Raw genomic sequence first — 13,096 nt, 5'->3', positions numbered from 1 at the left:
CAACTTGATCCCGGACAAAAGAAAGGCGCCATGTTCAAAACATGGCGCCTTTCTGTGCGGAAATTGACCTTTAGAGATTCAAAGGTCGCTGTTGCCCGATTACCTCAAATTGCCGCAGAAGCGCTGGATGCGCTTGCAGGCGTCCTCGAGGTCGGAGGTCTTGGTCGCGTAGGAGATGCGGAATGCCGGGCCGAGGCCGAATGCCGAGCCGTGCACCACCGCGACGCCCTCGGTCTCCAGCAGCTCGGTGACGAAGGCCTCGTCATTGTCGATCACCTTGCCCGACGGCGCGGTCTTGCCGATCGTGCCGGCGCAGGACGGATAGACGTAGAACGCGCCCTCGGGGCGCGGGCATTCGATGCCGCTGGCCTGGTTCAGCATCGACACCACGAGGTCGCGGCGCTCCTTGAACACCTTGTTGTTGGCCGGGATGAAGTCCTGCGGACCATTCAAGGCTTCGACGGCAGCCCATTGCGCGATCGAGCACGGGTTGGAGGTCGACTGCGACTGGATCGTCGCCATCGCCTTGATCAGGTGCGCTGGGCCGCCGGCATAGCCGATGCGCCAGCCGGTCATGCAATAGGCCTTGGAGACGCCGTTCACGGTCAGCGTGCGGTCGTACAGTGACGGCTCGACCTGCGCCGGCGTGGTGAACACGAAGTCGTCATAGACGAGGTGCTCATACATGTCGTCGGTCATGATCCAGACATGCGGATGCTTGACCAGCACCTCGGTGAGCGCCTTCAGCTCGGCCTTGGTGTAGGCCGCGCCCGTCGGGTTCGACGGCGAGCACAGGATCAGCCACTTGGTCTTCGGCGTGATCGCCTTCTCCAGCGCCTCCGGCTGCAGCTTGAAGCCATGGGCGGCAGTGCAGACCACCGGCACCGGCTCGCCGCCGGCGAGCGCGACCATTTCCGGATAGCTGACCCAGTACGGCGCCGGGATGATCACCTGGTCGCCGGGATTGATGGTCGCCATCAGCGCATTGTACAGCACCTGCTTGCCGCCGACGCCGACGATCACCTGGTTCGGCTTGTAGGTCAGGCCGTTCTCACGCTGGAACTTGCCGATGATGGCTTCCTTCAGCTCCGGGATGCCGTCGACCGCGGTGTACTTGGTCTTGCCGTCCTGGATCGCCTTGATCGCAGCCTGCTTGATGTTGTCGGGCGTGTCGAAATCCGGCTCGCCGGCCCCCAGGCCGATCACGTTGCGGCCCGCCGCTTTGAGGACGCGCGCTTTGTCCGTGACCGCGATGGTCGCGGACGGCTTCACACGGTCGAGCGCAGCGGCGAGAAAGGACATCATCAGCTCCTATGCAGGCGTCGTGGATCACCCTTTTCGGGCCACGACCAGTCATGTCAGGGAAACGCCTGCTTTTAAGGCCCCAGGCGCTGCATCGCAAGAAGCTTGGGCACATGGCTCCCAAGACTTTAGGGAACGTTAAAGCGGCCCCGCTAGCGTGGACCCACGAAGATCGAGAGTCTCAGGCCGAAATGACCAATATCGGGTACGCCCTGCGATCCGGCGACTGGCTGACGGCCACGCGGATCAAATCCTACAGCTGGATCCTGCTCGCGGTCACGGTCGCGGCCATCGCCGGCTGGATCGCGCTGTCCGATGGCCTGATCGACCGCAACGGCAAGCCGATCGGCACCGACTTCTCCAACGTCTATGCGGCAGGCGTGCTGACCCTTCAGGGCAAGGCGGCCGACGCCTATGATCCGCCGCTGCAGCATGCGATGGAAAAGGCCGTGTTCGACGGCCGCGACGTGCCGTTCTTCGGCTGGCACTACCCGCCCTTCTTCTTCGCGATCGCCGCCATCACCGCCCTGCTGCCCTATGCCGGAGGGCTCGCGCTCTGGGTCGTGTCGAGCCTGCTCGCGTACCTCGCGGTCATGCGCGCGATCCTGCCGCGCTCCGAGACCCTGCTGGTTGCGACCGCCTTTCCCGCCGTGTTCGTCAACATCGGTCACGGCCAGAATGCATTCTTCACCGCGGCGCTGCTCGGCGGCGCGCTGCTGTCGATGGAGCGCGGCCGGCCGTGCACGGCCGGCATCCTGATCGGCCTGCTCGCCTACAAGCCGCAATTCGGCGTCCTCATTCCCGTGGCGCTGCTCGCAGGCGCGCGCTGGCCGACGGTTGCTGCGGCAACCGCCACGGTGGCCGCGCTGGTCGCGATCAGTTTCGCCGCGCTCGGCAACAACGTCTGGCACGCCTTCTTCCAGTCGATGACCTTCACACAGAGCGTCGTGCTCGAGCAAGGCGGCACCGGCTGGGAGAAGATCCAGTCGGTGTTCTCGGCCGCGCGTCATTGGGGCGCCGATGTCAGGTCCGCCTATGCGCTGCAGAGCCTGCTGGCGCTGTCGCTCGCGGCCGCACTTGCGTGGCTGTGGCAGAGCGAGGCCGCATTCGATCTCAAGGCATCGGCACTGGCGAGCGCGAGCCTGCTGGCGACGCCCTATGTGCTCGACTATGACCTCGTGGTCCTCGCAGTCGCGATCATCTTCTTCGTCCGGCACGGCTTCGCGAACGGCTTTCGCGACTACGAGCTCAGCGTACTCGCGGCCGCCTGGATCGTGCCGCTGCTTTCGCGCAGCGTCGCCGGGCTGACGACGATACCGCTGGGCCTCATCGTTCTGATGGCCCTGTTCGCGCTGACCTTGCGCCGCGCACTCACCGATCGCGCCGTCGAGATCGGTGGACAGGCGCGCATCGCGCAGGCGTGATCTCGATTGTTTGAATCTATTGGAAAGTTGTTATTCGAGAGTGCAGTGCAGTAGCGCATTTCGACTTTTTCCATCCGCCGGCTCTTGCAGCCCGCGCCCATCGGCATCATTGTCTGGCCGCATTGCGGGGCGATCTGGCGTCCGGATGCGCGATGCGTCCAACCCTTGATTCCTCGAACTCGAAATCGGCCGGATGTACAAACTCTACTCGATGCAGCGGTCAGGCAACAGCTACAAGGTCCGCCTTGCGCTCGCGCTTCTCAATGCGCCCTATCAGGCGATCGAGATCGACATCTTGCGCGGCGAGAGCCGCACGCCGGATTTTCTCGCCAAGAATCCCAGCGGCCAGGTGCCGCTGCTGGAAGTCGGCGAGGACCGCTTCATCGCCGAATCGAACGCGATCCTCTGGTATGTCGCCGGCGGCACGCCGCTGGTGCCGGAGCAGCGCATCGAGCGCGCCGAAGCGCTGCAGTGGATGTTCTTCGAACAGCATGCGCTCGAGCCGAACATCGGCGCCGCCTATTTCTGGCTGCTGCTGGTCAAGGGCGGCCGCGACCTGCAGACCCATGCGCTGGAGGACTGGATGGAGCGCGGCTATGCCGCGCTGCAGGTGATGGAGAATCATCTCAAGAGCAACGACTACTTTGCCGCGAAGCAGCTGACGGTCGCCGACATCGCGCTCTACGGCTACACCCATGTCGCCGATCGCTGCGACTTCGATCTGTCGACCTTCCCGAAGATCCGCAGCTGGCTGCGCCGTGTCGAGCAGACGCCCGGCTTCGTCGCGATGGACTGGCAGCCGGCGCTGATCGATTCGGCAGGCATTGCTGCCGACTACGGCTGACACGTTCACCGTAAGACTACCGACTATCCGTAGAACAGCGGGGAAAATACACGCGATGGCGGGAACGATCACCGCCGACGCCATGTTTCTGCCCTTTTTTCTGATTTGCCGCCGCAATCCTGCCCAGCGCGACCTTAGAATTTACCTCTGCGAGTGATTCGCTCGCGGATGTATGGGTAAGGGATTTCGACTTCATGTCCGGGTGGCGTCTTGCTTCCGTTCCGAAGTTCAGTTGGGTTCGCGGCCAGGCATGGCCGCTAGCGCCGGACCTCCGCCGAGAGCTCCCGGCGCCCGTCAGCGGCTTTCACGACGACGCGACGCTCACCCTGTCGCCGAGCCTGACCACCGCCGTGGTCGCGACGATCGCGGCCAGCACGCTCTCATTGGGTGTCAGCGTCACCATCGCGGTGGTGTCGATCCGCGCCCTCTTGTCGATGCCCGCTTAGCAGGAAGCCATTTTGACAACCCTTCGCGGTTTTCGCGACAACAGGCGATGATTGTCTCGCGCACAAAATGGCGATGAAATCAACGGTCGTAATCGTTGCCGTGACCCTGGCACTCGCGATCCTGCTGGCGGCGTCACTGCTGATCCTGATCGAGCGGCGGGGCGAGCTTTCGTTCTCACCGCTGACCGAGGAGGATCGGTCTGTCTATGTCGAGCTGGTGCGGCCGCCCGCCACCGAGCCGGTGCCGCCCGTCCCGGATTGATCGCGAGCGCGGCTGCGCGTATCGAAGGTCCGTCGAGATTCAAACGGACGGCGAAGCCTTCATGCACGAAGCCCTCACTGTGCGCGCCATCGCGCGCGACGATCATGATCGCTGGTTGCCGCTCTGGGACGGCTACAACGCCTTCTACGGCCGTTCGGGGCCGACGGCGCTGCCGAGCGAGGTGACCGCCGTGACATGGTCGCGCTTCTTCGATGCCGACGAGCCGGTGCATGCCCTGGTCGCCGAGAGCGGCGGCGAGCTGATCGGCCTGGCGCACTACCTGTTTCATCGCGCCACCACCACGATCGGGCCGCTCTGCTATCTCAACGACCTGTTCACGAGCGAGGCCGCCCGCGGCAAGGGCGTCGGCCGGGCGCTGATCGAGGCGGTCTACCGCGAAGCGCGACAGGCCGGTGCGCCCCGGGTCTATTGGCAGACGCATGAGACCAACACCACGGCACAGGCGCTCTACGACAAGATCGCCGAGCGCTCGGGCTTCATCGTCTATCGCAAGGCGCTGTGAACGGGCGGTGTCACGCCGCCGTCACGGGGCAGGCCTACGCTCCATTGAGCGCCTGATCATCCCCCGTCACCGGTCACGCGTTTCAGCGGTCCCCGTCAGTCGCCGTCTCTGACCGGGGCCGCATTTTTTTGGCGTGGCCACCTCTGAGAGCGGAAAGCGAGATGCTGCCGTGCGATCGGTGGGCTCCCTCTCCCCGTTCTTCACGGGGAGAGGGAGCATACCGGCTACGCAGCGGCAGCTCGAATCCAAATCCCGAGCAACGTCCTACTTCTTCCCACCCACCGTCTGCCTCACCTCGAAGCCCTCGAACTGCGGCGGGCCGAGATAGAGCGGCTTGTTGTCGCCGGCGCCCTTGTGGGCCATGCGGAAGGCTTCGGACTTGGTCCAGTCCTCGAACGCCGCCTTCGACGCCCAGATGGTGTGCGAGGCGTAGAGCGTATGGTCCTCGGCTTCCGGTCCCTTCAACAAGTGAAACTCGACGAAGCCCGGCACCTTGTCCAGATGGCTGTCGCGCGACAGCCAGACCTGCTCGAAGGCGGCCTCCGAACCCTTGGCAACGCGAAAACGATTCATGGCGATGAACATGCTGATCTCCTGAGGGATGAATGCCGCAGGCTAGGGAGTAGCAGACTTCGCGATGCAATGCGCCTGCGGCAATCGCCGCTAATGCCGCGACGTTGAACGCTACGGGACCCGATCAGGACAGGGCGCAAGCGATCCCTATGCTACGAGCCCCTTGATCGGCTTCACGGCCGCGCTGTCCGGAAACACCGCGCCGCCGAGGGCGTGCTCACCGATGCCGAGATGATCGGCGAGCACGCCCTTGAACACCGCGCGCAGATCCGCGGTCGGCGCAAGATCGCGTCCCTGGTAGAGGCTGGCCATCTTCAGCGTCGGCCAGTCGGCGATCACCCGCCCGCCCTTCACCGCACCGCCGGCGAGCAGGGCGACGGTGCCGGTGCCATGATCGGTGCCTTGCGTGCCGTTGATCTTCGCGGTGCGCCCGAACTCGGTTGCGACCATCACGACCGTATCGCGCCAGCGCGGGCCGAGCCCGCTCTCGAACTCGGCGAGCGCACCATCGAGACCCGACAGGAGTTGCGCCAGCCGGCCGACCGCGCCGCCTTCATTGGCATGGGTGTCCCAGCCGTCGAACGCCAGCGCAGCGATGCGCGGACCATCATCCGCCGCGATCAGCTTCGCCGCGCCGCGCGCGACCTGGCGCATCGCCGCGATCTGGTTGCCGCCCGGCTTCGGCTTCATGTCGTCGCCGAACGCGACCTTGTCGAGCTTGAGCCCCTGCGACAGCGCAGCCGCCAATGCGGGATCGCGATGCGCATAGAGGTCGACCAGCCGCGTCGCGGTGTCGTCATCGGCCTGCGGCAAGGTCACCGGCGCCCAGCCGACGGTGGGCGCTGCGCCGCGTAGCACCAGCGGTGCCGTCGGACCGACCGCGAGCGCGCCCGTGACGCGGGGGCCGCGTGGCAGAGCCTCGACTGCGCGGTTGAGCCAACCCGATTGCACGCGGCCGGGACCGGCGAAGCCGCTTTCGAGCACGTCCTGGCCATCGAAATGCGAGCGTTCGCGATACGGTGTCGCGACCGCGTGAACCACCGCCGCCTGCTTGTCGCGATACATGCGTGCGAATTCCGGCATCGCCGGATGCAGCGCAAAGAACGAGTCGAGCGGCAGCGCCGGATTCGGTCCCGCCGTCGTCAGCGCGATCGCGCCATGCAGCCCGGCGTAGTCGGGATCGCCGACCGGCGCCACGGTGGCGAGCCCATCGAGCGCGCCGCGCAGGATCACGACGATCAGCCGTGGATCACGCCGATCGGCGGCCCGCGCGAATTTCGGCAGATAGCCCCAGGCGGCAAAGGACGCGCCTGCCAGCAGCAGGTGGCGACGCGAGGTCAACAGCGAGGTCGCGATCCGGTCCATCGTCATCTCCTCTGGAATTCCGGCGACATCAGCAGCAGCGCCAGCGCCTGCTGGCGCGATTCCGCACGCTCGATCGTGCGCCGCGTCTCCGTCGAAGTCGCGTCTCCCGCGGCGAGATCGAGCAGATCACGGGGATCGAGATTGTTGCCGAGACGCGCGGCGAGTTGCGCGGAGATGTCCAGCCGCAGCTTCATGCCCTCGGGGGCGGCCCACATCGCGGTGGTATCCGCGAATCCGTTCGGCCCTGCGGGCGCCCACAGCGGCTGTCCCAGCATGTTCAGGGAATTGAGATAGAAGCCGGGATCCTCGGGCACGCGCGCCAGCAGCCGGCCGCCCGCGACCAGGAACTCATAAGGCGAGCGGATCTTGGTCAGCGGTGCCGACCAGGCTTCATCGGCATCGACGAGCGCCAGCGTCACCGCTCTCAGATCGCCGTCGCTCTTCTTGAATACGGCCTCGAGCCGCGCGACCAGCGCGGGCGGCGGATCATCGGCGACGAAATGGCGCGCGAGCTTGGTGGCGATGAACTTCGCAGTCGACGGATGCCGCGCGATGTCGGCGAGCGCAGCCTCGCCCTGGGCGAGGCCATCATCCCCGTAGACCTTGCCGAGCAGAGTCTGCGGCCCCGGCTGATGCGCATTGGCATTGAACACGAAGCTGCCGGGCGCCGCGTTGCGGGCGTTGCGGCCGGCGAAGCTCCAGCCAGTGATGATGCGCGCCAGCGACGTCACGTCCTCCTGGCTATAGCCGCCGCCGACACCCAGCGTGTGCAGCTCCATGATCTCGCGCGCGAGATTCTCGTTGAGGCCGCGCTTGCGGTTCTGGCCGGCGCGCGAGTCCGGTCCGAGCGATTCCTGGTTGTCGAGAAAGAACAGCATCGCCGGATGCTGCTCGACCGCCTTCAGCATGTCGGCGAAGCGCCCGAGCACGTGCGGCCGGATCGCCTCGCGCTCGAACGCGCCAGCCCACATCCGCGCCAGTTCGCCCTTGCCCGCTGAGATGCAGAAATGATTCGACCAGAACGCCACCAGGCGCTCAGTGAAGCCGCAATCGGCGAGCACGGCGCGCTGCAGCCGCGCCAGCGCTTCGGCACGGAACGTCTTCTGGACGACGTTGGGCGGCTGCTGAGCCTGCGCGGGCTTTGCCGGCGCTCCCTGCATCGCGGGTGCGGGGTCGGCACCGGCCGCCGGGGCTGCCGAGGGCGGCGCGGCCATGGCTTTGTCCGCGCCGCTCGTGGACAGGCCGCGCGTCTGACTGGATGGCTCCTGCGGCGCGGCCTCGGACTTCGCGGCCTCACGCGCCCGCTTGACCTCGTCCTGATAGGCGAAGACGGCAGCGGCGAGTGCGGGCGTCGACTGCAAGCCCGGCGCCTCCAGCAGCGCTCCATTGGGACGGCCGAGCTCGGCCTTGACGAAGCCGCGCGGGTCCGACGCCGCATTGACGAGATCGCCCGAGGCGCCGCCACGCGCGCCGAAGCCGAAGCGATTCAATGCGACAAGAGCCGCCTGGGCATCACGCGCCATGCCTCATCCTCACCAGCGGCCCGTCATCACGGGAGCTCCCGAAGCAGTTTGCTGCCGCGACCGCAGACTGCGATGGCGCGGCAGATTGTCACGCACTATACTTGCCCGCGCAGATGAACCGGACATGAAAAGAGGTGGATCGGACGTGGTTCCGAAGGTGACAAATCGTTTAGCAGACGTGGCCGCGCGGCAACTCATCTGCGAGTCGTGCGGCGCGGAGTTCAGCTGCGATCCCGGCGGCTCCTGCTGGTGCTTCGAAGAGGCCGTGCGCCTGCCGCTGCCCGAGACCGGACAGACCCGGTTCAAGGACTGCCTGTGCATCAACTGCCTCAAGAGGCTGGCCGGCGAACCGGAGCCGGGCTCGTGACACGCTGGCACGTCGAAGCCGTCCTGCTCGACATGGACGGCACGCTGCTCGACACCGAGAAGGTCTATCTCGAAGCGGCAATCGCAGCGCTGAATGCGCTCGGCTATAGTGATGGCGTCGTCGAGCTCTGTCACGCGATGATCGGCATTCCCGGACCCGACAACGAGCAGACCCTGCGCGACCATTTCGGCGACGATTTTCCGCTGCTCGAAGTCAACCGCCTGTTCGCGGCCAAGACCATCGAGATCCTGCAGGCGGGCATGCCGCTGAAACCCGGCGTCATCGCGCTGCTCGACGCGATCGACGCGGTCGGGCTGCCCAAGGCCGTCGTGACCTCCTCCTCGCGCCGCACGGCGGCGGAACACCTTGGCCTCGCCGGCATCGACCACCGCTTCGATGCGGTGCTGACGCGCGACGACGTGACCCGTGCCAAACCGCATCCGGACCTCTATCTGCTCGCCGCGGAACGGCTGCGGACGCGCGCGCCAGCCTGCGTCGCGATCGAGGATTCCAATCCCGGCGTCGCCTCGGCGTACGCCGCCGGCGCGATCACCTTGATGGTGCCGGACATCGTGGCGCCGAACGATCATTCGCGGGCGAATGCGGCGGCCGTGCTGCCGGATCTCGACGCCGCCATGGCGCTGCTCGCGCGCCGTTCGGTGCTGCCCGCCAGGATGTGACGTCAGATCCGCGGCCTGTGAAGCGGCCGTACAGCTTTGCCATTGTCTTCAAACGCGACCGAACATAGTCACAATCGGTTCACGTCGTTGCGCCGGTGCCCACGGCCCTATCGGATGCATTAACCCGCACGCCCTACCGTGCACGGCGTTGGTGGATGGGCTTATTTCATGTTGCGATTCATTGGCGCCGCAGGTGCGGCATTCTTGGCTGCGTTCGCTGGTGTGAGTTGGGCGGTCAGGGGGTTTCCGCTTCCGGATGGACCGTGGCGGGGCATGATGCAGACAGCTTCGATTGAAGCCGCATCAAATCTCGCTGCGCCGACGCCCGGGACCGTGGCGGTCGTGGCTCCCCTCTCCCCGACGGTCGACAGGACCTTCGGCGGCCCAGAATCGAAGGAGTTCGAGCGCAAGGCGTGGCTCGCGCAGCACACCTCGCAGAGCGACAAGAATCCCAAGCTGGACGTTTTGCGCATGGACGCGTTGCAGGCCGCGACGGCCTACAAGCTGTCGCCCTGCGACACAACCATGAAGCAGAACCTGGTCGACGCACTGACGGCCTACACGCGGGCCTATGTTGCCAAGCTGGACTGCAAGCGGCAGTTCTGGGGCGCGAAAATCTGCACCGACAAATCGCTTCGGGAGGCGGCCGACAGCGTCGGCACGCCGCTCGATCAGCGCGTGAAGGAGGCGTTGTTCGAAGCCTTCGAGGAGAAGGGCATCACCAAGGCGGACTTTCCGGCTGATGTGCGCGAGGAGGTCCCGCACTTCGCCGGACCCGCTTTCTGGTCCGACGAGTCGGCGGTGTGCCGGACGAGGCAGGCGCAACGGGACCGGCGATAGCAAACGGGCGCTGCCATGAACCGGCTGATCTTCATCATTGCGGCCATCGTCGTCTGGCAGGTCGGCGGACGGCTGTTCCTGACAGACGCGCCGACCACGGCGGCGTTTCCGCCCGTCACCGGCGCGGAGTTTCAGGACCACGAGAAATACACCGAGGACGCCCGGCGTTCGCAGCGCGAAGACGCGCTGAAGTCGCTCGACCTCGCCTGGAGCGACCGCTGCGGCGCCAAGCGCGACAACTTCATCAGCGGCCTCAACCACTACTACTATCATCGGCAGAACCAGAACGAGCGCTACCCCGAGACCTATGGTCCGGCCGGCGCCGCCTATATCGCCGGCGTATGGACGACCGCCGAGGATCGAAGGATCGAACGGCTCACGCAGGAAGCCTACGCCGCCGGCTACATCAAGCCATCCGATTTCGACGGCATGGCGAGCCAGATGGTCGCCACGGTCGTCCGCGGCGAACAGGTCAGGGGACGCGGCTGCGCCGGCTGACGGTTGCGCGCGACGCGGATCGCTTGCCCTTCGGCAGGGCCGCGGCGACCAGCGTCCGTGCCGCCGCGCCCGCGGTTTCCATGTAGCTGGCGTCACGATGCAGCAGCACGACGGCGAACGCGCCGTCGAGCAGCAGCAGCATCTGGCGGGCGAGCACGCCCGCTTCGGCAATTCCCTGCTCTGCGAAGATCGCCTGCAGCCAGGCCTCGAACTTCTTCTTGTGGGCGGCGCCGATCCTGATCGCGGGATGGCCGGGCAGATTGGCGAGCTCCGCGGTGGTGCGCAGGAAGCCGCAGCCGCGCCATTTCGGATGCCGCGCGGCGCGGGCGAGCTGGTTGAAGATCCCGGCGATCTTGTCGGGCAGCGCGCCGTCGGTCTCATCGAACCAGCGCTTGAACAGCGCCAGGTTCGGCTGGTCGCGCGCGGCGAGATAGGCCGCGACGAGATCGTCCTTGCTGCGGAAATGATAGTACAGCGTCTTCTTGGTGACCCCCGCCTTCTCCGCCACCGCATCGACGCTGACGGCGCGGATGCCCTCGGCATAGAACAGCCGGCTCGCGGCGGCGACGATGCGGGCGGGCGTGGGATCGGAGGAACGGGGCATGGCGGCGTCCAATGTATACTGACCAGTGAATATACCTCGGCGGCCGCGGCGCCTAGTCTCCGCCTGCTCCACCCTTCAGCCTGCGAGACGCCATGACCGACCTCATTCTGCTCGACATCTCCGACCGCATCGCCGTGATCACGCTGAACCGGCCGCAGCGGCTGAACGCGCTCAGCTACGCGCTGATCGACCGGTTGATGGCCGCGCTCGACCGCATCGAGACCGATGCCGGCGTCAGGGCCGTGATCCTCACCGGCGCCGGGCAACGCGCCTTCTCAGCCGGCGCCGACATCGACGAATTCACCGCGAGCGTCCGCCAGGGGCGTGCCGCGGCGCTGCGCGACTTCGTCCGGCGCGGCCAGGCGATGACGGCGCGGCTTGAGGCGTTCCGCAAGCCGGTCATCGCGGCGGTCAACGGGCTCGCCTTCGGCGGCGGCTGCGAGATCACCGAGGCGGTGCATCTGGCGGTGGCGAGCGAGCGCGCCAGCTTCGCCAAGCCCGAGATCAGGCTCGGCATGCCGCCGACCTTCGGCGGCACGCAGCGGCTGCCGCGGCTGGTCGGCCGTAAGCGCGGGCTCGAGCTGCTGCTGACCGGCGATTCTGTCCCGGCGCAGCGCGCGCTGGAGATCGGCCTCGTCAACGCCGTCGTGCCGCACGACGGGCTGTTGCCGGCGGCGCGGGCGCTGGCACAGCGCATCATCCGCCATGGGCCGGACACGGTCGGGAGCATCATCACCGCCGCGACGCGCGGGCTCAACATGACGATTGGCGAAGGGCTGCAGGTCGAGAGCGAGCAGTTCGCGAGCCTGGTCGGCAGCCGCGATCTCGCCGACGGGCTGGCGGCCTGGCGCGAGCGCCGGCCGCCGCGGGTCCCCAGCTAGACCGGATGGCCGGGCGACTTGCGCGCCAGCCCGTCGAACGCATCGAGCAGCCGCTCGCGCCAGGCATGGACGCTGTCGCTCTCCTCGAGCAGCCGGAACGGGCTCACCACGCGCGCCCACTGGAAGCCGCCGAACACGATGTAGTCGGCATAATCGGGCGCATCGCCGCCGATGAAGGCCTGCGTCTTCAAGGTCTGGCGCAGCGGCTCCAGCGACCTGCGGAAGCCGATGACAGCCTGGTCGCGCGCGGCCATGACCTCTTCGAGGCTCTTGCCGAACCGCGCCTCGCGCGATTTGCGGAAGTAGTCGGCATCCGCGGCGGCGAGGTTGTTCGGAATGTCGGCGATGATCAGCGGGAAGATGCCGCCGACGATGGCGATGTCGCCCCAGGCATTCATGAAGCGCGCCATCGCGCGGCCGCCGGCGCCGCCGAACAGCGACGGCCGGTCCGGATAGGTGTCCTCGAGGTAGTTGGCGATCGCCCAGGAATCGGCCACCGCGCGGTCGCCGTCGAGCATGACCGGCACCTTCTCCGAGCCATGCGGGGCGATCGCGCTCTTCTCGGTGAAGCGCCACGGAATCGTATCGGCGCTCAGCCCCTTGTGCGCCAGCGCCATCCGCGTACGCCAGCAGTACGGGCTGAACGGGCGGCCCGCATCGGTCCCGACGAGTTCATACAGCTTCACGGCCATTCCCGGTCCTTCCTCCATCTCCGGCCCGTTCTAGCGCACCACGCGGCCGTTGTCGCGCAGCAGCTGCGCGCCGGCGTCGGTGACGACGATGAAGATGCCGACGCCCGCGATCGCCTCGCGCGTGACATAGCCGAGATCGGCGGCATCCTCCCACACCGTCAGCCGCGGGCAGCTCGTCCGCCACGTCGCCACCACCTCGGCGTGGCGGCGCGGCGCGCGCGCGATCCACTCGACGAAGTCCAGCACCAGGGGATCTGCCGATACGGCCATGC

17 protein-coding genes are annotated in these 13,096 nt (G+C 66.8%); 10 read left to right on the top strand and 7 right to left on the bottom strand.

From position 1 onward, the window contains the following. Positions 1-99: 99 nt before the first annotated feature. Positions 100-1,302: a pyridoxal phosphate-dependent aminotransferase gene (locus tag ACQR1X_RS20705; RefSeq protein ID WP_315733933.1), complete on the bottom strand. Its 1,203-nt coding sequence runs from the start codon at positions 1,300-1,302 to the stop codon at positions 100-102. Between the two features lie 191 nt (positions 1,303-1,493). Between ACQR1X_RS20705 and ACQR1X_RS20700 the strand changes: the two genes are divergently transcribed. From ACQR1X_RS20700 to ACQR1X_RS20680, 5 genes are all read left to right on the top strand, one after another. Beyond that, on the top strand, positions 1,494-2,726 hold the full coding sequence (locus tag ACQR1X_RS20700; protein ID WP_434899478.1) for a glycosyltransferase family 87 protein: 1,233 nt from the start codon (positions 1,494-1,496) through the stop codon (positions 2,724-2,726). A gap of 193 nt (positions 2,727-2,919) precedes the next feature. Beyond that, positions 2,920-3,570, top strand: coding sequence for a glutathione S-transferase family protein (locus ACQR1X_RS20695; RefSeq protein ID WP_315803309.1), 651 nt, complete (start codon positions 2,920-2,922; stop codon positions 3,568-3,570). A 194-nt stretch (positions 3,571-3,764) separates the two neighbouring features. Beyond that, on the top strand, positions 3,765-4,016 hold the full coding sequence (locus tag ACQR1X_RS20690; RefSeq protein ID WP_316237589.1) for a hypothetical protein: 252 nt from the start codon (positions 3,765-3,767) through the stop codon (positions 4,014-4,016). Between the two features lie 67 nt (positions 4,017-4,083). Beyond that, a complete protein-coding gene (locus ACQR1X_RS20685) occupies positions 4,084-4,278 on the top strand; it encodes a hypothetical protein (RefSeq protein WP_434840259.1) in 195 nt (64 codons plus the stop codon). 61 nt (positions 4,279-4,339) lie between these two features. Next, on the top strand, positions 4,340-4,801 hold the full coding sequence (locus tag ACQR1X_RS20680; RefSeq protein ID WP_434899477.1) for a GNAT family N-acetyltransferase: 462 nt from the start codon (positions 4,340-4,342) through the stop codon (positions 4,799-4,801). Between the two features lie 264 nt (positions 4,802-5,065). On the opposite strand, the gene ACQR1X_RS20675 is transcribed toward ACQR1X_RS20680, so the two are convergent. From ACQR1X_RS20675 to ACQR1X_RS20665, 3 genes are all read right to left on the bottom strand, one after another. After that, positions 5,066-5,386: an antibiotic biosynthesis monooxygenase family protein gene (locus ACQR1X_RS20675; protein WP_316217492.1), complete on the bottom strand. Its 321-nt coding sequence runs from the start codon at positions 5,384-5,386 to the stop codon at positions 5,066-5,068. Between the two features lie 135 nt (positions 5,387-5,521). Next, positions 5,522-6,745, bottom strand: coding sequence for a DUF1501 domain-containing protein (locus tag ACQR1X_RS20670; RefSeq protein ID WP_434899476.1), 1,224 nt, complete (start codon positions 6,743-6,745; stop codon positions 5,522-5,524). After that, the gene (locus tag ACQR1X_RS20665; RefSeq protein WP_315803302.1) at positions 6,742-8,262 is read right to left on the bottom strand and encodes a DUF1800 domain-containing protein; all 1,521 of its coding nucleotides are present in this window, start codon (positions 8,260-8,262) and stop codon (positions 6,742-6,744) included. The genes ACQR1X_RS20670 and ACQR1X_RS20665 overlap by 4 nt, the downstream gene beginning before the upstream one ends. Before the next feature lie 145 nt (positions 8,263-8,407). On the opposite strand from ACQR1X_RS20665, the gene ACQR1X_RS20660 reads away from it, so the two are divergent. The 4 genes from ACQR1X_RS20660 (at position 8,408) to ACQR1X_RS20645 (ending at position 10,647) form a co-directional block, all read left to right on the top strand. Next, positions 8,408-8,629 carry a cysteine-rich CWC family protein gene (locus ACQR1X_RS20660; protein WP_315803301.1) on the top strand — a complete coding sequence of 74 codons (222 nt, stop codon included), beginning with the start codon at positions 8,408-8,410 and terminating at the stop codon, positions 8,627-8,629. Then, positions 8,626-9,309, top strand: coding sequence for an HAD family hydrolase (locus tag ACQR1X_RS20655; RefSeq protein WP_315803300.1), 684 nt, complete (start codon positions 8,626-8,628; stop codon positions 9,307-9,309). Before ACQR1X_RS20660 ends, ACQR1X_RS20655 begins: the two co-directional genes overlap by 4 nt. Before the next feature lie 342 nt (positions 9,310-9,651). Beyond that, positions 9,652-10,149, top strand: a complete 498-nt coding sequence (locus ACQR1X_RS20650; protein WP_316217496.1) for a hypothetical protein — start codon at positions 9,652-9,654, stop codon at positions 10,147-10,149. Between the two features lie 15 nt (positions 10,150-10,164). Beyond that, positions 10,165-10,647 carry a hypothetical protein gene (locus ACQR1X_RS20645; protein WP_316237593.1) on the top strand — a complete coding sequence of 161 codons (483 nt, stop codon included), beginning with the start codon at positions 10,165-10,167 and terminating at the stop codon, positions 10,645-10,647. On the opposite strand, the gene ACQR1X_RS20640 is transcribed toward ACQR1X_RS20645, so the two are convergent. Continuing rightward, complete coding sequence (locus ACQR1X_RS20640) at positions 10,622-11,251, bottom strand: TetR/AcrR family transcriptional regulator (RefSeq protein WP_434899475.1); 630 nt, start codon at positions 11,249-11,251, stop codon at positions 10,622-10,624. The two genes, ACQR1X_RS20645 and ACQR1X_RS20640, sit on opposite strands and share 26 nt — an antisense overlap. A 92-nt stretch (positions 11,252-11,343) precedes the next feature. Here ACQR1X_RS20640 and ACQR1X_RS20635 point away from each other — a divergent pair, with 92 nt between their 5' ends. Next, the gene (locus ACQR1X_RS20635; protein WP_434899474.1) at positions 11,344-12,132 is read left to right on the top strand and encodes a crotonase/enoyl-CoA hydratase family protein; all 789 of its coding nucleotides are present in this window, start codon (positions 11,344-11,346) and stop codon (positions 12,130-12,132) included. On the opposite strand, the gene ACQR1X_RS20630 is transcribed toward ACQR1X_RS20635, so the two are convergent. Together ACQR1X_RS20630 and ACQR1X_RS20625 are read right to left on the bottom strand one after the other, a co-directional pair. Further along, positions 12,129-12,824, bottom strand: a complete 696-nt coding sequence (locus ACQR1X_RS20630) for a glutathione S-transferase family protein (protein WP_434899473.1) — start codon at positions 12,822-12,824, stop codon at positions 12,129-12,131. The genes ACQR1X_RS20635 and ACQR1X_RS20630 overlap by 4 nt on opposite strands. A gap of 30 nt (positions 12,825-12,854) precedes the next feature. Continuing rightward, positions 12,855-13,094, bottom strand: a complete 240-nt coding sequence (locus tag ACQR1X_RS20625) for a hypothetical protein (protein ID WP_316177581.1) — start codon at positions 13,092-13,094, stop codon at positions 12,855-12,857. Positions 13,095-13,096: the final 2 nt, after the last annotated feature.

The organism is Bradyrhizobium sp. HKCCYLRH3073, assembly GCF_051167995.1.
GTDB lineage: Bacteria > Pseudomonadota > Alphaproteobacteria > Rhizobiales > Xanthobacteraceae > Bradyrhizobium.
Note: the sequence above shows the minus strand (reverse complement) of the source record. Positions and strands in the feature narration are given on the sequence as shown.

Excerpts from the sequence above, each read along its gene's own strand:
- ACQR1X_RS20705 (WP_315733933.1), bottom strand. The coding sequence starts at position 1,302 with ATGTCCTTTCTCGCCGCTGCGCTCGACCGTGTGAAGCCGTCCGCGACC.
- ACQR1X_RS20700 (WP_434899478.1), top strand. The coding sequence starts at position 1,494 with ATGACCAATATCGGGTACGCCCTGCGATCCGGCGACTGGCTGACGGCC.
- ACQR1X_RS20695 (WP_315803309.1), top strand. The coding sequence starts at position 2,920 with ATGTACAAACTCTACTCGATGCAGCGGTCAGGCAACAGCTACAAGGTC.
- ACQR1X_RS20690 (WP_316237589.1), top strand. The coding sequence starts at position 3,765 with ATGTCCGGGTGGCGTCTTGCTTCCGTTCCGAAGTTCAGTTGGGTTCGC.
- ACQR1X_RS20685 (WP_434840259.1), top strand. The coding sequence starts at position 4,084 with ATGGCGATGAAATCAACGGTCGTAATCGTTGCCGTGACCCTGGCACTC.
- ACQR1X_RS20680 (WP_434899477.1), top strand. The coding sequence starts at position 4,340 with ATGCACGAAGCCCTCACTGTGCGCGCCATCGCGCGCGACGATCATGAT.
- ACQR1X_RS20675 (WP_316217492.1), bottom strand. The coding sequence starts at position 5,386 with ATGTTCATCGCCATGAATCGTTTTCGCGTTGCCAAGGGTTCGGAGGCC.
- ACQR1X_RS20670 (WP_434899476.1), bottom strand. The coding sequence starts at position 6,745 with ATGACGATGGACCGGATCGCGACCTCGCTGTTGACCTCGCGTCGCCAC.
- ACQR1X_RS20665 (WP_315803302.1), bottom strand. The coding sequence starts at position 8,262 with ATGGCGCGTGATGCCCAGGCGGCTCTTGTCGCATTGAATCGCTTCGGC.
- ACQR1X_RS20645 (WP_316237593.1), top strand. The coding sequence starts at position 10,165 with ATGAACCGGCTGATCTTCATCATTGCGGCCATCGTCGTCTGGCAGGTC.
- ACQR1X_RS20640 (WP_434899475.1), bottom strand. The coding sequence starts at position 11,251 with ATGCCCCGTTCCTCCGATCCCACGCCCGCCCGCATCGTCGCCGCCGCG.
- ACQR1X_RS20635 (WP_434899474.1), top strand. The coding sequence starts at position 11,344 with ATGACCGACCTCATTCTGCTCGACATCTCCGACCGCATCGCCGTGATC.
- ACQR1X_RS20630 (WP_434899473.1), bottom strand. The coding sequence starts at position 12,824 with ATGGCCGTGAAGCTGTATGAACTCGTCGGGACCGATGCGGGCCGCCCG.
- ACQR1X_RS20625 (WP_316177581.1), bottom strand. The coding sequence starts at position 13,094 with ATGGCCGTATCGGCAGATCCCCTGGTGCTGGACTTCGTCGAGTGGATC.